Genomic DNA, 21,605 nt, shown 5'->3' with positions numbered 1-21,605 from the left:
AATCTGTCCTTTATTATATTATTTATTCGTTATAGGTGATTGAAAATCAAAAAATGATGAGATAAATTAGAACAACTATGACCCCAAGCAATACCATTTTTACTTGTTCACGTTTTAAGTTGGGTTGTTGTTTGCAAATAATATCTGCGCCTTTATCTAGCAGTGCATTAATCAAGGGCTTAACAATTTGATAAACATATTTAATGAACGCTATAGCTTTAGTAATAACTAAGCTCAAAGTACTTTTTAGGTTAGTTACAAGTGAAGAGGCTTTAGCATTATTAACCTCTGTGCTATCTCCTGTTGATGTTGATTCATTTACTTTAACTGGCTGACCTAAAATTGCCGCTTTAAATTGCTTATTTTCTTTATAACGAGGAGAAAAGATACAGCCCACTAAGCCAATAAAAGAAGCCATTAATAAAATACTGGCCACCGAAAAAAGGTCGTCTGCACTGTTGATTGGCAAGCCTTGAGCCATACTTTTTATTGAACGCGCAAAGTGTTTGAACTCAAAGTCACGCCCTCTTATTTCTCTCGCTACTTTTGCCATATCATAAATGTCGTAAAGCTGAGTTAAAAACCAGCCAACAACAAGAGCCACAAACACTAAAGATAACAATCTTGAAGCTGTGCGGCTAAGGCCAGTTAAGGTAACAAGCAGACCTAAGGTTGCAATAATCAACAACACCATTGGGTTTGCAATATTGTATAAACTTAATGTTTCATCAGACCAGACACCTAAATCAGCCAAGGGTAAGAAAGCGCCTATGATAAAAAGTATAAAGAAAGTGCTTCCTAATTTGTTCATCACTTGAAAATGGCTTAACGCATTAGTTTTGTTGTAACTCACGATTTGTTGATTTTCCATATTTACAAATTACCTTCTAAAAAATAATGTTGTCACCTTAGACTCTTATTTAAAGATCGAATAGATACGTAATAACTAACTAAAAGTGCAAATGAATTTTAAAAATATAAAATTCATAAAATCATCCCAACTAAAGTATTTTTATTTTTTTTATTATAAATCATTCATTTAGTTGCAAAGCAAAAAGGCATAAATTAGTATAAACCAAGTCTAAAATAAAGGACTAACCACAACAACATAAGGAAAGACTATGAAAAAAACACTAAAAACGATTCCAAGTATAATAGCGCTTACTAGCTTATTTTTAATGGGTAACGCATCAGCAGAATCATTGGCTGAACAGATAAAAAAACGCTCTGCTGAAATGGCTGCAGTTAAAGCATTACTCAACGATCCAGATCAGAGTACCCGCTTAGCCGCTATCGATATGATGCTAAAGTCTTCAGATACTGCGATGAAAGAGCAAGCTTATTCGGCAGGTTTTAACAGTGCAGACGACGCAGTAAGAGCGATAGCATTAAGAAATAAATTAAATGAAGTTGCTAGTTTAACCCTTTACTTCACTCTCGCGGAAGCTGCGACAGAAAATGATAAAAAAACATATCAAAAGTTTGGCGGCAGCTTAACACTGGTTATGGATAAATATAATGAAAAAACAGCAAAATTTACGGCCGCCAGTACTAAAGAGCCTAAATATAAAAAACCAGGAAATGTATCAGGGTTAACCGTTTCATTTGGCACTTACTATTGCTCGGGAACTTTACTGTTAAATGAACAATCAGAATTAGCGGGCAATGTAAATTGCAGTGGTGCTATGTTTAAAACTAAAGCAAGCATAATTTAAGTTGGTTAAAATCAATTAAAAGATAGTTAATTCAGATAAGCTCAGCTGTTTAACATCTCCCCAATTAGAAAGAAATTCAATTCTTATGCGTTTTGCTTTTACTGGGGGGAATTTCAATGAAAAACTGTTTTTAGTATTTGACCAAGTCCCTGAGTAAATACTTGTCCATCCTCTTTTCCCTTCCCCTCGTCGATTTGAATACACCTTTATATCTCGAGGAAAAGACTGCTTTAAGCCACTTTCATTTAACAATGACAGTCCGTTTAAAAGCGTTATTGAATCATTAAAATCTAGGGTAATACTCACCGGTTTACCATCAAGTTTTGCCGACCAATAGGAGTCTGTTTTATTATCATTAATTGCTGAAACTCTATGCTCGGTATCAATTGGCTTATGGCTCCAATTTTTAATATTAAATTGAATACTCTCTATAGTATTAGCTTCTTTAAAAGGTTTAACTTGTGAAAATGTTGATGAGAAAAATGGCGCTATAACTTCCATAGCACGGTCAAAGCGTATTACAGTGCCTTCCCCTGTTTCCGCATTTACTGATTGCAATATTCCTACAGGGGTTTCTTTTAAAAAGACAATACTACCACTTAAACCTTTATATAAAGGTAATTGCTCTGACTGTGGTTTAACGTTCAAATTTATTATATTTTGGTCTATTAAGGTCACCGGTGTAATAGACTTAGAGCCATCGACATTAATTGTTGATACTGTTAGTAAAGACGCATTTTTTAATAACGTATCTAGCGGATCAAATGCGTTAATATCGGTCACACAATTAGCTGCACTTATTCCATTTACATTTGAAATAGCTAAATCATAACCAAATACTTGCACTTTTTCAGCTTCGCCAATTTCGCGAGTTTTAGTACCCGTAGTTATGTTAGCAAAAAATGAATTGCCTAATACATGGGAGGGTGAAATCAAATAACATTGGTTCAAGCGTTTTAATAAAAAACCTTGCCCTACTTCGCCTGCTTCAATATGTACTTGAGTAATTGTTTTCGCAAAAGTATAGCCTGATAGCAAGATAAAAAAGCTGAGCGTAAGTAATATTAGATTAATATTTTTCATTGTTCTTTCTTTATATAGTTAAAAAGTAGACTGGAGAATTCCATTAATAAAAACAATATCGCAATCACACTTGATAGCGCAGCAACAATTGGGTCATTTGTAATTCGATACCAAAAAGAAGGTGATATTTCATAGCCCGAGCTTCCTAACCGTTCAACTTTAACTTTATCTCCCTCTCCATGAACAATAAACTCATAATATTTATTATCCGTTATTTTCATAAAACCTTTTACTTTAGAGATCTCACTCATTTGAGAGTCTGCAAATAACTCAACCCTATCACCTATATCTAACGGGAAATCACCACCTATATAACGGCCATCTTTCAATAATTGCTCTTCAATAATTCGAACGTTACCATTAAGCAATATGTTATTTACTCCTCGTCCAACATCATTACCAAGGTAGACTTTGCCGTGAAAAGGCAATATAAATGAATTGTTAATTGGTAAGCTAATTTCTGCATATGATGATAATTCAATAATGTTATCGGGAGCTTCTATTACACCGATAGAACCATTTTTATTATTCAAACTTAAAACCAATGTGTAAGTAGACTCACTTCTTTCATTTATTGAAATTTGAACGTTAGTTAAGTTATCAACAAAAAGGTAGCTATCTTCAGGTAATATGATTGAATCATCAATCAGTATATTCGTTATTAAAAGTCCTTTTGATACGTCCCATTCATTAATAATATCCTGAGCGAATTCTATTTCCATATGCTCAGTTTCACCGCTAATTGTATAAATAGTTTCCCTAGGCATAAACAGCACGTAAACATACAACGCTAAAAAGGCAAATATAAATATTTTTACTATTGTTTTAGTGTGCTTAAAGTTTCTTAATAACTCAATATTTACCGTAAGCTTTGAAAAATCAGATGAATTTTTCATTAGCTTTGTAACTTAATATTGAGTTTGATAGAAGGAAACATTCGCCCTGATTTACGTCTTAATATAGAAACTTTGCCTTTCGCCATTTTAATTTTATCAAGTGACACTTTACATTCGGTATCATACGCGGTGCGCTTACCATTTTGAATCCGAAAGCACTGAACCGTATTATTTTTTCCATTTTTATCTTTGAGATTTAAAAATACATCACTGCGACCGGAGTTTATAAAAAACACAACATTATTCGTTAACAGGGTATCCCCCCTAGAGGCGATAAGTAAATTATTTACTTTCTTTTGTTCACACGAACCTTGGAAGCTCAATATAGCTAACTCATTGTGGTTATAAACCTTTATTATTTCAGCATATTCAGTAGGATAGTCGGGGGAGATAACACCATGTACCGTGTTATCTGTGATTTGGTATTCGTTAGATGAAAAATATGAGCCATCTTTAGATTGGACTTGTAAACATATGATCCCAGCAGTTGTCTTAGGTATATCTAAAAACATATCTGTAGGCTTATTAACTGACTCCACCATAAAGCCTGACAATACCCGCCCGCTAACAGGAACATCAGAATTATATTTTTCGTTAAACGCTGAATTGACAAGGTTCAATTTAAAAGTTTCTGCTGAAAAACTTAGATTTGAATAAATTAAAAATGAAAAAATGAAGATGATAATCTTAACCACGAGTAACATTCCTTGTTTATATATTAATGATTTTTTTAGTGTTTTTATAATACAGGTTATAAATTATTAAAACTAAATTTATTTGATTTATTACTCAATTTTATACTGAGCTATATCAAAATCAATAATATTTGCATTACCATTCTTATCGACCAATACATTGTTCAAACTGATATCACCATGGGTAACCCCCTGTTTTTCTACGTAGCCCTTCGCCTCATCTAATGTGGCATAAACCTGAGATAAAACCGTCTCATCAGGTACTGTTTTTAAAAATGTAAAAAGCGTTTGACCTTGTACATATTCCATCATGATATTAGGTTCGTTATTATCGTCATGACCAATATCTATGAAGCTAGCGATATAATGATGGTCTAATTGAGCCAATATTTGTGCTTCTTTTTTTATCATTTGTAAGGCTGTTTCAAAGGTGTCCGCTAAAGAAAAATATTTAACTGCAACTGTATGTTCTATTAACCCGTCACATCTAATTGCTTTATACACATCACTCATACCACCTTGACCTAGTAGTTCAACGATTTTGTATTTATTATCAATGATCCTCCCTAATCTCAGTTCGGGTTTGTCTACAGTGGTTAAAGGAGAAAATATTTTTTCAATCAGGACGTCTGTTGATACACCATGGTGCTTTAATAATTGTGCTAACTTTTTTGCTTTTTTAGGAGATTCGTTCTGGAGTTGACTAAAGCAGGTTGACTGTAAAGGTTTATCAATAATGGCAAGCTTTTGAAATAATTCATATAAATCGTTCATAATAACCTAAGCGCTCAATTCATCTAGATACCAGGCTTTCGCAAAGTTCAAATCATTATGAACAGTACGAACAGAGATACTCAATAAAGTTGCTATTTTTTCTGCTGGTAATCCGGCAAAAACGTTTAAGTTCAAAACTTCAGTACAACGTGATTTCTCTTGCTTTAATGACTTATCTGCCAAAAGTAATTTTGCCAGTAATTCTGAAGACTCTCCCTCAAAACTTTCAGGAATTAGGTTGTTACTTGGATTTCTTTTTAGTGAAGTGGCTTTTCGGTACTCATCATAAAGAATAGATTTTACTACTTGAGTAATTAATACATACAAGTCTTTACGATTACAGACTGCTTGTTCTCTATGAGGGGATAGTTTTAGGTAAGCGTCGTGAACGATTGATGTTGTTGTTTGAATACAAAAATCTACTGGCTTAACTTTGTTGTCATGTTTTAACTTTTGTTTTCTAACTTCATGCTTGAAATGCTGATAACAGTGTTTGAACAGTTCATTGAATGAAGCGTTACTGCCCTTTTTCCATTCAACAATTAACGCTGTGATTGGTGCTTCTTCATCAATAGTGTACATCATGTATCAACTTAAATAATTTAGAGTAATTTCCATATAAACCTATCAATATATAATCAAGCAAAAAGCTATAATATTCAATACATTATTTGAGTTAGTTTTTTATTTCATTACATTGCATTTTTAATAAAAAAACACGTACCTACCTCGAATTCACCTTATCTATATCCTATACCCAGTTCTAAAAAATAACTATTTAACGCGTTATGGCTGCATTTTTTAATACAAACCAAAACGATAATAAATAATTGATTTTAAAGTTACAGGAATGAGCTTTGGTGGTACCTCATCAAAACGCTATATAAAATAAAGGGAAAATATATGTTCAAGAAAATATTAGCTGTTATTGGGTTTTTAGCATTTTCATTTACAGCATCTGCTGGATTGATTACAGATACCACAAACGGTAGCTTTATTGATGAAACCACGGGTTTAGAATGGATGGATTTTGGTATTAATAATAAAGATACCTACGAATATGTATCTTCACAGTTAGATTCGGGTGATGAATATGAAGGATGGCGATTAGCTACAAAAGATGATGTATACAGCATGATGGCGAATGCGTTTTTAGGACTAGGGGCACGATATGAGAATGCAAACAATCATCTGCCTGGTAGCGTATATGTCAATGATGGTGAGGGTATCGTTGGTTCAGTTTTATATCATTTAACCGACATTATGGGATATAACCGAGAACTTAACTCGGGTTTAAACAGCGAATTTCAATATTCATTTGGACTATTCGCAGGCACACATGGCTTAAGCCGAATTGAAATGCACAGAATGACAGGTAGTTATTATGACTTGGCTGTTAATGATGATGCATTTATTATGGATTATACAAATTACGATAGCAAAGCAACAAGTACCTCATCTTCATACAGCACGTTATTAATAAAAAACTCATCGGTAACATCTGTTCCAGAGCCATCCACTTTAGCTATTTTCGCTTTAGGCATATTCGGAATAGCCTCTCGTAAATTATTAAAATAAATTTTATAACAACCATTTAAAAATTCATAAGGAAAGTCAAATGAGCGACACAATTCAGCAAGCGAGATTAGAAAACAAAATGAAAAATCCAATTGTAGCATTAGCTTTAGGTTTTTTTATTCCTGGAGCAGCTCAAATGTATTCAGGTAGCATAATGTGGGGAGTTGTTAACCTAATCCTTGTTATTATATTTGCAATAACCATTATTGCTTCCCCCTTAGCTTTCATCATATGGTTAGTATCAATGTTTCTTGGGTATAAGGGAGCTAAAACGTTCAATGACAAGGTTCTAGATAAAGCTGAATCTGTTATGTAATAGTTCCCTACAATATTAATAGGAGCGATAATTGCGTACAACTTACGCTCCTGAACCATCAGGATTTGGTCGCAATCCTTAACATGTGGTGAAATCAAACTGCTACGGAAAAAGTACCTAAATTTAAAGCAGGTAAAGCATTAAAAGACGCTGTTAACGTTTAATTTTTCAAATACAAAAAAGCCCAGCTTAATTAAAGTTGGGCTTTTTTATATGCGATAAAACATAACTAATGTTAAATTAAATCAAGCTTAATAAAGCAAAGTAGAAGCTTTGTGAAGAAAATTAATCTTCAGCTTCGTCGTCAACTCTAACGCCCCAAACATCATGCTCGTCGGCATGAATAATTTGGACCCACATTAGGTCGCCTGGCTTAGCGTCATAATCATCAGACAAATACACTTTACCGTCAACTTCTGGCGCATCCATATAAGAACGCCCGACAATACCAAGGGCACTCACTTCATCAACAAGAATTAAATATTCTTGACCAATACGTGCTTGTAGTTTTTCCGCGCTTATTCTCGCTTGTACTGCCATAAAACGTTGTAAACGATCTTCCATAACTTCGTCTGAATTATGATCAGGTAAAGCATTAGCCGTAGCACCTTCAACAGGTGAGTATTTAAAACAACCGACGCGGTCTAATTGTGCTTCTTCTAAAAATTCTAATAATTCTTCAAATTCTTCTTCTGTTTCACCGGGGAAGCCAACAATAAAGGTTGAACGAATAACTAATTCAGGGCAAATCTCACGCCATTTAGCTATACGCTCTAATACACGGTCAGAGCTACCAGGACGCTTCATTAATTTTAAGATACGTTTATTGGCATGCTGAAAAGGAATATCTAAATACGGTAGTATTTTACCTTCTGCCATAAGAGGAATTATTTTATCAACATGCGGATACGGGTAAACATAATGGAGACGTATCCAAACGCCCCGCTTGGCTAATTCTTCACATAACTGCTGCATGTGAGTCTTAACCGGCATACCATCCCAAAAATCAGTTTTGTGTTTAACATCAACACCGTAAGCCGAAGTATCTTGAGATATAACTAACAATTCTTTAACGCCAGCATCAACTAAACGTTTGGCTTCACCTAAGACATCGCCAATAGGACGAGAGTCTAAGTCGCCTCGCATTGAAGGAATAATACAGAACGTACAACGGTGGTTACACCCTTCTGATATTTTTAAATACGCGTAATGCTTAGGGGTAAGTTTAACGCCTTGTGGCGGTACTAAATCAATAAAAGGGTTATGAACAGGCTTGGCTACATGTTTGTGTACTTGTGTTAACACTTCATCGTAAGCATGAGGTCCCGTAACACCTAAAACATTAGGATGTAATTCGATGATTTCGTCTTTCTTAACGCCTAAACAGCCAGTCACCAATACTTTACCGTTGGCAGCAAGTGCTTCACCAATTGTATCTAAAGATTCTTGAACGGCTGAATCAATGAAACCACAGGTATTTACAATCACTAATTCAGCATCATCGTAGCTATTGGTGACATCGTAACCTTCAGTGCGAAGCTGAGTAAGGATGCGCTCGCTATCAACAAGATTTTTTGGGCAGCCCAATGAAACAAATCCGATTTTAGCCGCTTTAGAGGGCTGTTGACTATTCTTTTGCTCTTCAATCATCTTGGACGGAATGTCTAATGTGGTTGTCTGGCTCTCGGCTGAATTACTGCTTTTTTTAGTTGCTTGTGGGTCGAATTGTTCTACGGTCATACTGTGCCTCAACTTGCTCTATATTTTATTACGGTGTTGCTACTGGTGCTTTTACTCATCGTTTAATAAAGATAAAGAGCAGCGTCGTTAATAGTGATTTAACAGCCTTTAGTGTAAAGCTGGTGCTTTACCTAGGTCGTTATTTAATGCGCAGGATTATACAGTAATGTTGGCATAGGATGAATAATTAGTTTCAGAGATTTATATTCAATAAACTTAAATGTCTCTCATTACCTTGTGCTAAATAATTACTTGGCTAAAGACTTGGCGATATACTTTACATAAATTTACGACGACTTCTTTCACCACTAATATTATAACGTTACAAAGTTAATGATTGTTAATCTCTAATTAGTTATATTAAATCAATACATTAATATTAAGGTATCAAGATATGATCTATCAATTAGGTGAACTTTCTCCTCGTATTTCAAAAAGCTGTTTTATAGCACCAAACGCCACTGTAATAGGAAATGTAGACTTAAGCGAAAATGTCAGTATTTGGTTTAATGTTGTGATCAGGGCCGATTTAGCACAAGTGAAGATAGCGAAAAATTCTAATATTCAAGACGGCTCTATTTTGCATGTTGATGAAGGCTTCCCCATTAATATTGCTGAAAATGTAACTATTGGTCATAAAGTAATGCTTCATGGTTGTACGATAGGCGAAGGAAGCTTAATTGGTATCAATGCGGTGGTATTAAATGGCGCTAAGATTGGTAAAAACTGCTTGATCGGTGCTAATGCTTTAGTGACTGAAAACATGGTTATTCCTGATGGGAGTTTAGTCTTAGGCTCACCCGCAAAAGTAATTAAACAACTCGATGAAAAAACCCAAGAGATGATCGCAGCAGGCGCAGCGCATTATGTTCAAAGCAATCATCAATATAGGAAAGAATTAAAGCAAATAGGTTAAGCATCATAATTGTTAAGTTAACCGTCTTTATTGAAAATTAAATGGCCCGCAGTAATTAACACTAAGGTCGTTATTGAGTGCTTGGCTATAAAGAGAGTTTACGTTAACTAATGAGTTTCCAGCCGTTATTTAGCTTTTTTTTGTTTTATCTATTGATTAAAATATGAGAAAGTAACCTTAGAACAACATCAGCGCTAGGAGTTAAAGTGATAAAAGGGTTAATAGCATTGATACTGTCACTGATTGTCACCTCACCAACTTTAGCAAACGAGGTAAATGTTGATTCATTAAAAGCAACATTAACAGCACTTCCTCTAGATGATAAAGCGCGCTTAGCGGCATTAATTGAGCTGGCAAGCTTTTACCTTTATATCTCTCCAAAAGAAACAAGCACTTATGCAACACAAGCCCTAGCCTTTACTAGTATTGAAGATAATGATTTCAATAAAGCTAAACTATTACGCTTGCTTGGACAATCACAGATGTACCAAGGTTTAAACCTTAAAGCTTTCACACATCTCACTCAAGCGATAAATAGTGCCAATAAGAGTGAGGACGTGCATTTAATCTCAGTCTCTAATAGGGCAATGGGAGTATTTCACGAGCTCATTATCGATCACAAAAATGCAATAAAATACTATATAGAAGCATTAAAATTTGCTAAATTAAGCGATCAAAAAGAAGATTTAGCGATGGTTTATAATAACTTAGGGAATGTGCTTAATTCTCAAAATGATTATACTAATGCTGCTAAATATTTTAAAAAATCAATCGTAATAAACACTGAACTCAATGACATTGCAATGCAGATGAATGCTTCTGTTGGATTAAGTGTCTCTTACTTAAGATCCGGTAACCCCCTTAAAGCACAAGAATTACTTGAAGAAGTGCTAAGAAATAGAGCTTACATCAATGACTTTAGTTTTAGTGAAGCATCAGCCAACTTAGCTGATGTATATAAATATTTAAAAAACTTTACGGCGGCTAAACCTCTTTATAAGTTTGTTATTAACGATGAGAAAGGTAGTGTTTATCCACCTGCTGTCGCATCAGCATACTTAGGCCTCGCTGATATTTATGTCCAAACAAACCAAATAAAAGCCGCCATCGATTTATATCATAAAGGCATTGTTGAGGTAAAAAATAAAATATCGGTGGAAAGTGAAATGGCGCTTTATGAAAATTTAGCAAAATTAGAATTAAGCCAAGAAAATTTTGAAGCAGCGGCGATTATTCAAACAGAATACATTAACAGAAGAAATCAAGTTCAACCGTTGACACAAAAGGGTCTAGTAGAAAAATTGGAGAGTCAACTACTCTTGGAACGAGATTACATAAAACTACAAGATGAATTACTGATCAGCGAACGAGAGTCTCGCCACGCTTCAATGTACCTATTTGCTGTCATTGTTATTTCACTAATTAGTTTAGTGCTATTTCTAGTATTAATGCTAAGAAAACAGGTGATTTCTCGTTTGGAAGCCACAAACAAAACATTAAAAAAAGCCTCTGAAACCGACCATTTAACAAGTATTGGTAACCGTCGTTTTCTTGAGCATCAAATTGATAGCTTTAGAGGGCAAGATATAGAAATGGCTTTTTTGCTGCTTGATGTGGATTATTTTAAAGATATTAACGACAACTTTGGTCATGACGCTGGTGACGAAGTGTTGGTGGCGATTGCAGATAAAATTAAAAGACTTTGTCGAAAAGATGATTTATTTGCACGTATTGGTGGAGAAGAATTTGTTATTTTATTAATGAATAGTAATGAAGTGTCTGCCTGCTTATTTGCAGAAAGAGTCAGAAGTAGTATTGAAAAAATGTCCCACCCTTTTCAGTCTAAAGTCACAGCAAGCATCGGTGTTACGTTTGGTAATATGAAAAACCCTAATTACGACGAACTATACAAACAAGCCGACATTGCACTTTACTCGGCTAAAGACAAAGGCCGTAATAAAGTACTGCTATTTCCTAGTTTAAATCCAATAGATGCTGATTAACGGAGGTTAGCGTTTATTAACTTCTCGAGCGTATTAGGAAATAACGATTACCTGTCACCAGCTTACTTTATGTCGAATGAGTAATAAATATCGGCAGAGTTTTCTAGCCCAGAAACTGTTTCAACCCATAGCCTGCTTAATAAATAAAACCTCACGGTTAATTCATTGATAGGATCCTTTATACCAAGCCCATATTTAATATAAACCTGCTCACCTAAATAGCCAGCGATGGAGGCTTGCTCATCGTCTCCATCTATTTCGATTCTATTGATCAAAGGTAACTTTTCTATTTGAGTGAGTACACCAGAAAAGTTTGTTAACGCTGAACCTAAAGCCACACCTATAGCGGTATTACTGTCGCTGGTTTCTGCATCTAAACCACGCCCTCTCACCAGGTATGATAAAGTTTCAGATTGTTGCATGGTTGGCTTTGAAAACAACTTAATATTCAAACTGTTGGCTAATCCAGTTGCATCAATACCAACAATAATATTTTCTTTTTCAATGCTACGTGTCGCTTGCATTGAGACATAAGGATTATTTGCTGTGCCATTAAAAGAAATAATACCTTTAGTTAACGACAAATCTTGCCCATAAGCGCGATAGCGACCCTCTGGTATCTTTAAGCTGCCAAAGAGCTGCAAGGGTTGATTTGCCTGCTGACTCACTTGTAATTCGCCGCCTAGACGACCTATAAATCCTTGCCCTTCAACTTTAAATGCATCGGCAATAACCACACGAACATTGGTAAATAATTCAAATGGTTTTTCATTAGCAACTTGTTCGCCTGCATCATTAACCATAATGACATCTTTGCTTAAACTAACACTTCCTTGCGGCAATTTATTAACCAGTAATTTACCTTCGAGCACTTCTATACGGCCCGATATTTTCAGTTCTGATGCTTTTATTTGGGCGTTAAGGTGAGGAGAAACGGTTATGGTAAGATCCGGGGGGACTGATAATTTTAATGATTCCCCATCAAAATCAAAATTACCTTTCAATTCATCTTGCCAATCGACGTCCCCTTTAAGATTAGCTAAGGCATTATTAATATTTACCCCACCAGAAATAATCGCTTGCTGACCTTTAAATTTTAAAGCCATATTAAGATCAGTTAAGGTATTAATATTTCCTAAAATTTTAGCTTCACCTTTAGTTAACGTAATGTCACCGGTTATTATTGGTTTATCTAAATCACCACTCACAGTTAAACGGCTATTTAATAGGCCTTCCAGTGAGGTTAACTCTGGCAAAAAAACTTGCAAGGGTGAAAGGTTAAACTCATTAATATTAAGCTGACTATTTATTGTGCGACTATCGGCAAAGACAAGCGAACTGCTAAGGTTGACTATTTCAGCACTGTCTTGCGCAAAAAAAGCAAGTTTTCCTGCAACACTGCTGTTATCAACTTTTAACGTTAATTCACCCTTTTGCCACTCAAGTAATTGATGTAATTCGCCTTCTTTAGTTGTCTTTATATCGCCATCACTAATAAGTAATTTAGCATTAACGGTTGGCATTTTGTTTTGTTGCCAACCGACAGCAACATTCCCCGCTAGTGTGCTCCGCACAGTTATATCTTTAGGAATAAAGGGCGTTAAAAGGTCTGTATCTAATTGAATGGCTAACGTTAACTCGTCTTGAGCTACTTTTAAGGTGGCATCGTCTTTTAGACAGAGCTGAGCGCTGTCACCAAGCCAGCAATGTTTGTTAACAGCAAGCGTTTTAAGGCTATTGTTATAAAGTATATTAAGTGGCTGACTTGATTTAAAAACATCGTCACCTATAGAAAATTTTACCTGATCAGTTTGTACTTGCCACTCTTCCCCCACAGGTGAATAGTCACTATTAATTAACAAGTCAATCGCTGAATCGCCAAGCCAGGCTAGCTTTACTTTTTGTTGATTTAAATCGCCACTACTCGATAAATTAACACCATTGATGGTGTGATCGTTCCAATTGATACGCGCACTGCTCAACGCTACCTGATGTTGATGATTATCCAGCGGTCGATATTTGACCTCGACCTTAATCGCATCACTGGCAAGATTAGCCACTAACAACTTTTTCAATTCACCTTGTAGATTGAGTTCTGGCTGCTCAATTGGACCAGATATTGAGATATTGGCCGTTATTCCACTTTCAATATCCTTTAACCATAAACTGCTATCTCCAACATTGACCGTGCCATCGACATTCCAATGGGTATCGCTATGCCCTTTTATGTTAAGCGCTATATCACCATAATTGAGCTTAATCTTACTTGGCGCTAATTGACCTTTATGGTTAATATCAACATTACCGTCTGCGTTAAAAGCTATTTTATTAATTTCACCTTTAACCATAGAGTCAGTTAGCGTAAACGCCCATTCATTATCCTGCCAAAACCCTTTACTGTAAATATTTCCCTGTAGACGACCCGATAAACGCTGATCAATATTAGGTAAGCTAATGCCCGAAGAGTTCACCTTAACATCCCATAACAATCGATTGCCTATCTGCAACTCCCCGGTTATATCCAAGCGACTATTTTCTTTGAGTTCTTCAAAATACAAGGTCTTTATTTTAAAGGTTTGTTCGCTGTAAGTTGCTTGTAATTCCAACGCGGCGTCTTGGTAACCAAAGCCACTAATGTTACTTTTTAAATCAATAACATGCCGGTTAAGGTCGCCTTCGCTGTTTAGTAACAGGGTTGATGGAGTAATAACATTAGCGATATCATCAGGTAAAATAAACTGGCTGACATCAGCTTGCAATTTATAAGGTAAGTTTGCGTCAGTAACATCCACTGACATTTTAGCGGTTAGTGTTAATTCACCCACGTTGCTAATCGTTGTTACTAAATCAGCTAAATCACCTTTTAGTGAAACTTTTTGTTCAGAATGACTAAGTTGTGGCAATAACTCAAAGTTATCAATGGAACTACTTAAGGCTAAATTAACAAGATAAGGGGGTACAAAGTCAACTTTTCCTTTTAATGAAAACTCTCCTACTGCCGCTACTTTTGATGACAATTCTTCAATGGATAATTGCGTTTTAAACCATGATAAACGTGCCACATTATTTGTGGTATTAATTAGCGTTTTTTCACTACCCGTATTGTCTAATTCGTTAATAATTAGCGTTTTTACCACCAACGACTTTAGCGCTAACTTAACCGGTAAATACATCTTAGGCAGCGATGCCAGTGGCCAAGGGGTAACGGGTTGCGGTGGTGATGAGGTCTTCGCCGCAGATAAATTAATATGTGCTTTAAGCAACCGAGCATTATCTATATTAATAGCGATATTACTCACAACATTCTTATTGACCGATAAAGCACTAGAAAACTCGGTTAAGTTTATTGCTAGCCCCTGAGTTGTTATTTGGGCGCGTGCTAAAGAAAACTTCTTTAGTTTAACGCTAAAGGGTAAGGTGAAATTGGTTGAGTTAATCGCTTGTTCGGCAAGTTGCTCAGATGATTCCGCTGGCTGTGCTTCTTTTATGTTGACTTGTAGTGCACCTATACTGAGTTCATCAATACAAATCTGGTTTTTCCATAGGCAGCGCAAATGCAATCTTAAACGAATGTTACTGGCATTAATTAGTGCACTATCGTTTTCAATTTTTAGTTTACGTAACGCTAAGTCATCTAAAAGTGCACCACTTTTGTATTCAACTTGCAGCGAGGAAACCTTACCGACAAAATAAAGTGATAACTGAGCTCCCCAAGGCGTTGAAAGTAGTATGGCAAAGAAACACAGTAAACCGGTTAACACGCCCATAAGTGTGAAGCTGGCACGTTTATAAGTCATAGTTCAGCACCAATACTAAAATGAAGACGCCATGAAGGGTTTTCTTCACTCAATGGATACCCTAAAGCAAACCTGATCGGCCCAATGGGAGAAATATAATGAAGACCGGGACCAATAGAGTATACCGGTTCAAGTTTGTCATTATCATTAACACTTCCAGCATCAATAAATAGTGCGCCGCGCCATGTATTTGAAAAGTAGTACTGGTACTCCAAACTAGCAACGACCATATTAGTGCCACCAATAACGATTTCTTTCACTGGGTTAATACCTTCTGAAAGTGTTACCTTAGGGCCAATTGATTGATAGTCGAATCCTCGAATACTTTGATCACCTCCGGCATAAAACCGTAATGAAGGAGACAGTTCCTCTTCAAAGTCTTTGTCGACAATAACATAGCCAAGCTCTACTCGTGCGACAATACGGTGCTTAGGAGCAAACAGCGAAATATATTTCCAACGCGCATTAAAGCGTAAAAATGAGGTTTCTGAAGATAAACCTTCATAGCTGCCTTCTAGATTATAGTATTGTCTAAATCCCTTAGATGGATCGAGTAAAGGACCATCACGATCAATATCAGACCAAGTAAACCCGGGAATAAAATAACTGGCATCATCATAAACATTATCAGTCTCCCACTCTTCGTCTAAGTGTCTTAAATAAGGTTGGCGTAAAATATCATCTTTTAGATAAACGCGTCCTACTTGAAAAGAAAAAAATCGACTGGTTAAGCCTCCATAGTCATTTTTTTCTAGTTCAGTTTGTAATTGCAACACATCATTGTTGGGGTGTGACAAAGGAATACTGTAAATAAAATGCCCGGTCGGATTAATGGTTGAATAGGATAACCTTGTTTCTTGACGATGCCCATAACGGTTGACTAGCGGTGTTTTCCAGCCGAAGGAAAACCTTTCTTTGGTGTCAGTCGCGTAGCCTAGTCCTAAATTAAATTGATGGCGTTTCGCTTTTTCCAGCGATACATCAATTGGCAAGATGTTATTCGCGCTATTCTCAGTTTCAGGACGAACAACAACATTGCTAAAATATTGAGTTTCATCGAGTTCATTTTGTAAGTTTTGTAGTGAGGTTTGTTGATAAAAATCACCTGGCTTAAAAGAAATCAAAGGTTTCAAAATATCTGTATTGATATCAAAATCATTAAACTTTATTTCACCAAAACGATAACGAGGTCCACTGTCAAAGTGAACAATAATCTCTGCGGTATCCAAACTTTTGTTTATAGCGATATTAGTTTTAATGAACTTACTATCAAAGTAACCTCGTTCTAAGCCAAGAGAAACCAAGTCTGTTTTAAATTGCTCATAAATACCATGATGTAATATATCTCCGCTGACAATCGGCACCTTTCTGATAATGTCTGAAAAAGCACTATCCCCTAAAGCGTCACCACTTAGGTTAATACGCACGTGTTTTATTCTCGTTGGCTGATTGAGTATCACGACAAGACCAAGCGTCCAAATATTTTTATCTAGATTTTTGTCAATTGAACTTGTTACCTCAGCACGGTAATAACCCAGTGCCTTAAGCGCATTTAAGACCTGTTTTTTCGCTGTAAAAACAAATGCTGTTCGCTCGGTGTCATTCTCTGGCAAACTGCCTAGATAAGCATAAATATTTTGTTTTGCTGCACTGGATAAGTTATCTGATAGTTGAACGAGAAGTGTGTTCGAGGTTGCAAATGGTGAGATTAAAAAAAACAAGATGAACAAAAAAAAACGACTATACATTATGCTAGATTATCCGTGAAATTTGCAGTAATTAAATAAAAGCATAGCATAACAGTTTATCTGGTTTTGCCGATAGAAAATTTTTAAGGTAAAAATAACTATCTATACTTTCAACCTTACGATAAATTTACACAATATTGACTTCTTCAGCAAAGTCGCCAGACCGTTTTAACAAAATTAGGTCAATCCCACCCGGGAACTAACATCCAAAATGAGGGAATAAAATGATAACTGAGCAATTAATTTGGTTTATAGATGGACGTTATTTTTATAAAAGCATCACTTTAGATAAAGTTATTCACCTCGCCAATACTCATAAAATGCGCGTTAAAATAATCATCGATGCTAAAGTAAAATCTACCCAACGGTGGTATTGGCATGCCATGGTTGGCGATTCATCAACGGCTAATGAAGATTTAGTGGCGATTAACAAGAAAAAACAGACCTTGCTTAAAGCATTAGAAATGAGTGCAATTAAAGCTGAAATTATTGTTTCAGAGTCTGCAGATCACATAAAAACAATCAATACTGAATTAGCAAAAACAAATAATGGCCTGCTAATTATAGAAGACACACCACCTAAACAAAGACATCCCATCTTTCAAACACTCACTGAAATAAACGCACCCGTGTTATTATTAACTGACAAGGTATGGAAAGAAAAAATCAATGCCATTGGCGCCGTTGACCCATTACACGAAAATGATCGCCCAGCAAAAATTGATGAAAATATTGTTCAGCATTTAAAAAACTGGGAAGATTCACTTTCAGTAAAATGGAAACTTATCCACTGTTGTTATATTTCATCGGTTTTATACCAATACAAAAACAAAGTATTGTCGATGCACCAAGATGGTTTAAAAGAGTTCGCTGATCAGTTCCGCATTAAGAGCGATCAATACAAATTACTAGAAGGTTTACCTGAAGAGGCTTTAAAGTCATATATTAACAAAAACCATATTGATATTTTATTTATCGGTCTAGTGAATAGAAACATGCTGGATAAGTTTTGGGTGGGAAGTACTACCTCAAATTTTTTATATGAGCCGCCATGTGATTTATTGCTTATTAAACAGTAAAATAAATAATGAGCATTAACCAGCAAGGTTAATGCTCAACGTTGATTCAGTCACTACTCTTCTTTGGATACAACATCTGCCGTACTTCTCGGGTTCTCATTCATAGCAACTTTAAAAGGTTTACTTGCACTCCCGGCATAAAGGCTGATATGCGGGAATGGGATCTCAATGCCCTGCTCATCAAATGTTTTCTTAATGTTCTGATACATTTCATTTTTAAGCGCAAGAAAATTTTCTCTTCTTGACCACACTGAAAACTGAATATCAACTGACGATGAACCAAACCCGGTCAAAATAAACAAAGGGGCTGGCTCTTCCAAACAAATAACATTTTTTTCGGCAATTTTTAATAATAAATCACGCACTTTTTCAATATCTTCTTTATAAGCAATACCTAGTTTTAAGTCTGCTCTTCTAATGGGATACTTTGTCATGGTGGTGACCGCACTTTTTATCATGCTTTCATTGGGTATTCGAACAAATAAATTATCAAAGGTTCTTAATTTAACAGACAATAAATCAATTGAAATAACTTCCCCTAAGATGTCATTCACTTTAATCACATCGCCGATTGAGAAAGGTCTTTCTATCATCAAAAATATGCCACTGATTAAATTTGATGCTGATGTTTGTGAAGCAAAGCCAATCGCGACAGTAAAAATTCCCGCTGCGCCAAGTAATATTGTTAAGTCGATACCAATATGCTTTAAAGCCGACAAGACAAATAAGCCCAGTAAGGTATAAAACACCGTTCTTTTTAACAAAAACACTCCGTGTGTCGTCATTTTCTTGCTAACAATTCTTTCCATCGCACTACTGAGCGCTTTAGCAATAAAGTAGCCGACCACAAATAAAATAAGTGCCTGTGTTAAGGTGTATAAATGAGATGCTTTGAGCATATTAAAAAACTCATTAATGACTTCCATATAATATTTACCTAACTAAAGTTTACCCAAATAAGTTACTGATTCTGCGAATTAATTTACCGTGTTCAGAGGTTTCTCGCGGAGAACTTATCGCGGTAAGGGGTTGAAATTCAACTGAAACACTTCTTTCTATAATTAATTCAATATCGGCTGATTCATTATTTCTTTCAATGGTTATGCCAGATGTCCACAGTTGGTTTTTATCATCACTGTATAAATGTAAATAATTAACAGGAACATTAATCCTGTTGATGATAAGTTCTTTGTTATGGCTATTAATCACCGTAATTGACGTTGTTGCTCGGTGGGGATGTAAATCAAGCTCTTCAAGTTTAGTTTTTGCAGAGGTATATTTTGCATAGCACAATTGCCCGTCGATGGTTGAGCTACCAAACCATGAATCTGACGGACGCCAAAAGGGTAAATCAACTAAGCATTTAGCACTTGGGAATGTTTCAGCATAAAACCAAATAGGTGTACTAATAAACAGCTGAACTTTTTCACCTGCTAAAATAGTTAGCGGTGATGAAGGACGTGCAATAACCGAACGATCGGCTAATTTTGGAAATACTTTTATTTTATCAGAACTGGCTTTCTCTAAAAAACGACCGATATCAGCATCGCTTTCTAGTGCAAAGTTTTCGCCCGCAGAAACCACAATGTCTTGGTCTTCTTCTTTATTTTCAATATTCCAAATGTTCCACTCAGTTGCCTTGCGCTTTATGAGTATCGCGCGTTGACCAACGCTCCAACATTTTTTTTCATGACTGTCATCAAAGGTAAACTCGCCCCACCAGATGTTGTTACTCATAGTTTACTCATTAAAAATTAACTTTAAATAATAAATCGCCAAATCCCCAGATAAAGGTCCCTGTTATCAACAATGAAACTTCTAAAATACCGAGCTGGTATCTAACATTGTCTTTAACAACATCAATTTTATCGTCAAAATTATCTTCAATCGTTTCAATTTCTTTGTCGATGTACTCTGTTGGCACATTAACTTTTCTGAGTTTCATTTTGGCTCGTGACAATACCAAGCGATGTTGAATATTAAGTTTACTGATGAGAATACGTTCAGCAATAATGCCGCCAATACTTGACCAAACACCAATGATAACAATTAAACAACCACTTCTAGTAAGCCACTCTAGCCCTAAAAACTGAGTTTTTGACAAATAATAGCCCATAATAATCAGGGTTAAAGAAAGTAACCAAGCCATTATCGGTTGTCTTTTTCTGATGTTAATGACTTGTGCTTCATAAAGTGTTTTTGAATCGCTCAATATCTGTCTTCTTTTTTTAATTAAATTAGTGGTTATTACAACCAGCGTTTTTTCTTAAACCAAACAATAAGACCAACAGAGATAACCGACATCACCCCAAGCAAAGTAAAGTAACCGTGTTCAAATTTAAGCTCGGGTATGTATTCAAAATTCATCCCATATATTCCCGCGAGGAAAGTTAAAGGGACGAACAAAGCGGTGATAACCGTTAATACTCTCATTGTTGCGTTTAGCTGATGTGAAGTAACCGACATATAACCGTTAATTAAGTCACCACAAATATCATAATACATTTGAGAGAGGCTCAACAATCGATCAAGTCGCTCTCTTAAGTCATTTACTGTATGTATTTCTTGTTCTGTAATAAGTGATGTTTCGTCATCTTCAAGATAACTGTTTAGGGTATTACCAACAGTTACATGGTAATTAAAAGTTCTTCTAATTTTAACCAATCTCGAACGATGTGAAGTAATTTCTCGCATCATTTTATCGTTACCACTGACTTGAAATTGATCTTCAATTTTTTCTAAGTTTTGTTCAAAGTCAAATAATTGCTGTAGATAATTACCACAACTACTGTGAAATATTTTCAATGCTAAGTGTACTGGACTTCTCGCTAAATACTTTTCACTGCTGGCAGTAAATAAGGTATTTATCGCTATCGAACTTTCAGGATGACCGGTAATTAACACCCGTTGACCGATAAACATACTGATTTGTACATGTTCAAAGGTTAAATTGTTTTCTTTGGCAACAAAACCACGGTAAAGCAGAAAGATGAAATCATCAAACAGCTCAACTTTCGGAGGGTGTCTTTCTCTTTGAGCATCTAAAATAGCTAAAGGGTGACAGCCAAATTGAGTTAATATTTTTTTTTCTTGAGATTTTTCCACTTTATCAAGATCAATCCATAGCACGGTGCTTTCATCTTGTTGCCATTCACTGACTAATTCTTCGCCACCAATTTTAACAGGCGCAGAGGGTGAAATTAACATACATTTAATCATGATAAATCCTTAAGTATAATTACAAAATAATGCTGATATCAGCATT

General features: G+C 35.6%; 19 protein-coding genes. 6 read left to right on the top strand and 13 right to left on the bottom strand.

From position 1 onward, the window contains the following. Positions 1 to 46: 46 nt before the first annotated feature. Positions 47 to 871, bottom strand: coding sequence for a hypothetical protein (locus A3Q34_RS16890; RefSeq protein ID WP_070376410.1), 825 nt, complete (start codon positions 869 to 871; stop codon positions 47 to 49). 250 nt (positions 872 to 1,121) lie between these two features. On the opposite strand from A3Q34_RS16890, the gene A3Q34_RS16885 reads away from it, so the two are divergent. After that, positions 1,122 to 1,715 carry a hypothetical protein gene (locus tag A3Q34_RS16885; protein ID WP_070376409.1) on the top strand — a complete coding sequence of 198 codons (594 nt, stop codon included), beginning with the start codon at positions 1,122 to 1,124 and terminating at the stop codon, positions 1,713 to 1,715. Between the two features lie 15 nt (positions 1,716 to 1,730). On the opposite strand, the gene A3Q34_RS16880 is transcribed toward A3Q34_RS16885, so the two are convergent. From A3Q34_RS16880 to A3Q34_RS16860, 5 genes are all read right to left on the bottom strand, one after another. Next, positions 1,731 to 2,798: a discoidin domain-containing protein gene (locus tag A3Q34_RS16880; protein WP_070376408.1), complete on the bottom strand. Its 1,068-nt coding sequence runs from the start codon at positions 2,796 to 2,798 to the stop codon at positions 1,731 to 1,733. Further along, positions 2,795 to 3,694 (bottom strand): hypothetical protein, encoded by a 900-nt coding sequence (locus tag A3Q34_RS16875; RefSeq protein WP_070376407.1) that lies wholly within the window; start codon positions 3,692 to 3,694, stop codon positions 2,795 to 2,797. The genes A3Q34_RS16880 and A3Q34_RS16875 overlap by 4 nt, the downstream gene beginning before the upstream one ends. After that, a complete protein-coding gene (locus tag A3Q34_RS16870) occupies positions 3,694 to 4,389 on the bottom strand; it encodes a hypothetical protein (RefSeq protein WP_070376406.1) in 696 nt (231 codons plus the stop codon). Before A3Q34_RS16870 ends, A3Q34_RS16875 begins: the two co-directional genes overlap by 1 nt. A 90-nt stretch (positions 4,390 to 4,479) precedes the next feature. Further along, positions 4,480 to 5,163, bottom strand: coding sequence for a protein kinase domain-containing protein (locus tag A3Q34_RS16865; protein ID WP_070376405.1), 684 nt, complete (start codon positions 5,161 to 5,163; stop codon positions 4,480 to 4,482). 6 nt (positions 5,164 to 5,169) lie between these two features. Next, entirely contained in the window at positions 5,170 to 5,748 is a 579-nt protein-coding gene (locus A3Q34_RS16860; protein WP_083278068.1) for an ECF-type sigma factor, read from the bottom strand. A 318-nt stretch (positions 5,749 to 6,066) separates the two neighbouring features. Here A3Q34_RS16860 and A3Q34_RS16855 point away from each other — a divergent pair, with 318 nt between their 5' ends. Together A3Q34_RS16855 and A3Q34_RS16850 are read left to right on the top strand one after the other, a co-directional pair. Further along, entirely contained in the window at positions 6,067 to 6,741 is a 675-nt protein-coding gene (locus A3Q34_RS16855) for a PEP-CTERM sorting domain-containing protein (protein ID WP_070376403.1), read from the top strand. Between the two features lie 40 nt (positions 6,742 to 6,781). After that, the gene (locus A3Q34_RS16850) at positions 6,782 to 7,057 is read left to right on the top strand and encodes a hypothetical protein (RefSeq protein WP_070376402.1); all 276 of its coding nucleotides are present in this window, start codon (positions 6,782 to 6,784) and stop codon (positions 7,055 to 7,057) included. Positions 7,058 to 7,342: 285 nt separating this feature from the next. Here the strand turns inward: A3Q34_RS16850 and rimO are convergent, their stop codons facing one another. Continuing rightward, complete coding sequence (gene rimO / locus A3Q34_RS16845; RefSeq protein WP_070376401.1) at positions 7,343 to 8,797, bottom strand: 30S ribosomal protein S12 methylthiotransferase RimO; 1,455 nt, start codon at positions 8,795 to 8,797, stop codon at positions 7,343 to 7,345. A gap of 394 nt (positions 8,798 to 9,191) precedes the next feature. Between rimO and A3Q34_RS16840 the strand changes: the two genes are divergently transcribed. Together A3Q34_RS16840 and A3Q34_RS16835 are read left to right on the top strand one after the other, a co-directional pair. Continuing rightward, positions 9,192 to 9,713: a gamma carbonic anhydrase family protein gene (locus tag A3Q34_RS16840; RefSeq protein WP_070376400.1), complete on the top strand. Its 522-nt coding sequence runs from the start codon at positions 9,192 to 9,194 to the stop codon at positions 9,711 to 9,713. Positions 9,714 to 9,919: 206 nt separating this feature from the next. Next, complete coding sequence (locus tag A3Q34_RS16835) at positions 9,920 to 11,716, top strand: tetratricopeptide repeat-containing diguanylate cyclase (protein ID WP_070376399.1); 1,797 nt, start codon at positions 9,920 to 9,922, stop codon at positions 11,714 to 11,716. Positions 11,717 to 11,778: 62 nt separating this feature from the next. Here the strand turns inward: A3Q34_RS16835 and A3Q34_RS16830 are convergent, their stop codons facing one another. Together A3Q34_RS16830 and A3Q34_RS16825 are read right to left on the bottom strand one after the other, a co-directional pair. Then, positions 11,779 to 15,513 (bottom strand): translocation/assembly module TamB domain-containing protein, encoded by a 3,735-nt coding sequence (locus A3Q34_RS16830; protein WP_070376398.1) that lies wholly within the window; start codon positions 15,511 to 15,513, stop codon positions 11,779 to 11,781. Beyond that, the gene (locus tag A3Q34_RS16825; RefSeq protein ID WP_070376397.1) at positions 15,510 to 17,261 is read right to left on the bottom strand and encodes an autotransporter assembly complex protein TamA; all 1,752 of its coding nucleotides are present in this window, start codon (positions 17,259 to 17,261) and stop codon (positions 15,510 to 15,512) included. Before A3Q34_RS16825 ends, A3Q34_RS16830 begins: the two co-directional genes overlap by 4 nt. A 224-nt stretch (positions 17,262 to 17,485) precedes the next feature. Between A3Q34_RS16825 and A3Q34_RS16820 the strand changes: the two genes are divergently transcribed. Beyond that, entirely contained in the window at positions 17,486 to 18,340 is an 855-nt protein-coding gene (locus tag A3Q34_RS16820) for a universal stress protein (protein ID WP_070376396.1), read from the top strand. A 53-nt stretch (positions 18,341 to 18,393) separates the two neighbouring features. Here the strand turns inward: A3Q34_RS16820 and A3Q34_RS16815 are convergent, their stop codons facing one another. From A3Q34_RS16815 to A3Q34_RS16800, 4 genes are read right to left on the bottom strand one after another with little or no spacing between them, the layout of a single operon-like run. Then, complete coding sequence (locus tag A3Q34_RS16815) at positions 18,394 to 19,266, bottom strand: mechanosensitive ion channel family protein (protein WP_070376395.1); 873 nt, start codon at positions 19,264 to 19,266, stop codon at positions 18,394 to 18,396. A 22-nt stretch (positions 19,267 to 19,288) separates the two neighbouring features. Then, positions 19,289 to 20,077, bottom strand: coding sequence for a hypothetical protein (locus A3Q34_RS16810; RefSeq protein WP_070376394.1), 789 nt, complete (start codon positions 20,075 to 20,077; stop codon positions 19,289 to 19,291). Positions 20,078 to 20,087: 10 nt separating this feature from the next. After that, entirely contained in the window at positions 20,088 to 20,552 is a 465-nt protein-coding gene (locus A3Q34_RS16805; RefSeq protein ID WP_070376393.1) for a hypothetical protein, read from the bottom strand. A gap of 35 nt (positions 20,553 to 20,587) precedes the next feature. Beyond that, positions 20,588 to 21,559, bottom strand: coding sequence for a magnesium transporter CorA family protein (locus A3Q34_RS16800; protein ID WP_070376392.1), 972 nt, complete (start codon positions 21,557 to 21,559; stop codon positions 20,588 to 20,590). Positions 21,560 to 21,605 lie beyond the last annotated feature (46 nt).

Source organism: Colwellia sp. PAMC 20917 (assembly GCF_001767295.1).
Taxonomy (GTDB): domain Bacteria; phylum Pseudomonadota; class Gammaproteobacteria; order Enterobacterales; family Alteromonadaceae; genus Colwellia_A.
Note: the sequence above shows the minus strand (reverse complement) of the source record. Positions and strands in the feature narration are given on the sequence as shown.

What these genes read in the sequence shown, in the direction of transcription:
- A3Q34_RS16815 (WP_070376395.1), bottom strand. Translation starts at nt 19,266, where the DNA reads ATGGAAGTCATTAATGAGTTTTTTAATATGCTCAAAGCATCTCATTTA.
- A3Q34_RS16820 (WP_070376396.1), top strand. Translation starts at nt 17,486, where the DNA reads ATGATAACTGAGCAATTAATTTGGTTTATAGATGGACGTTATTTTTAT.
- A3Q34_RS16865 (WP_070376405.1), bottom strand. Translation starts at nt 5,163, where the DNA reads ATGAACGATTTATATGAATTATTTCAAAAGCTTGCCATTATTGATAAA.
- A3Q34_RS16880 (WP_070376408.1), bottom strand. Translation starts at nt 2,798, where the DNA reads ATGAAAAATATTAATCTAATATTACTTACGCTCAGCTTTTTTATCTTG.
- A3Q34_RS16840 (WP_070376400.1), top strand. Translation starts at nt 9,192, where the DNA reads ATGATCTATCAATTAGGTGAACTTTCTCCTCGTATTTCAAAAAGCTGT.
- A3Q34_RS16885 (WP_070376409.1), top strand. Translation starts at nt 1,122, where the DNA reads ATGAAAAAAACACTAAAAACGATTCCAAGTATAATAGCGCTTACTAGC.
- rimO (WP_070376401.1), bottom strand. Translation starts at nt 8,797, where the DNA reads ATGACCGTAGAACAATTCGACCCACAAGCAACTAAAAAAAGCAGTAAT.
- A3Q34_RS16875 (WP_070376407.1), bottom strand. Translation starts at nt 3,694, where the DNA reads ATGAAAAATTCATCTGATTTTTCAAAGCTTACGGTAAATATTGAGTTA.
- A3Q34_RS16890 (WP_070376410.1), bottom strand. Translation starts at nt 871, where the DNA reads ATGGAAAATCAACAAATCGTGAGTTACAACAAAACTAATGCGTTAAGC.
- A3Q34_RS16855 (WP_070376403.1), top strand. Translation starts at nt 6,067, where the DNA reads ATGTTCAAGAAAATATTAGCTGTTATTGGGTTTTTAGCATTTTCATTT.
- A3Q34_RS16800 (WP_070376392.1), bottom strand. Translation starts at nt 21,559, where the DNA reads ATGATTAAATGTATGTTAATTTCACCCTCTGCGCCTGTTAAAATTGGT.
- A3Q34_RS16860 (WP_083278068.1), bottom strand. Translation starts at nt 5,748, where the DNA reads ATGATGTACACTATTGATGAAGAAGCACCAATCACAGCGTTAATTGTT.
- A3Q34_RS16830 (WP_070376398.1), bottom strand. Translation starts at nt 15,513, where the DNA reads ATGACTTATAAACGTGCCAGCTTCACACTTATGGGCGTGTTAACCGGT.
- A3Q34_RS16825 (WP_070376397.1), bottom strand. Translation starts at nt 17,261, where the DNA reads ATGTATAGTCGTTTTTTTTTGTTCATCTTGTTTTTTTTAATCTCACCA.
- A3Q34_RS16850 (WP_070376402.1), top strand. Translation starts at nt 6,782, where the DNA reads ATGAGCGACACAATTCAGCAAGCGAGATTAGAAAACAAAATGAAAAAT.
- A3Q34_RS16810 (WP_070376394.1), bottom strand. Translation starts at nt 20,077, where the DNA reads ATGAGTAACAACATCTGGTGGGGCGAGTTTACCTTTGATGACAGTCAT.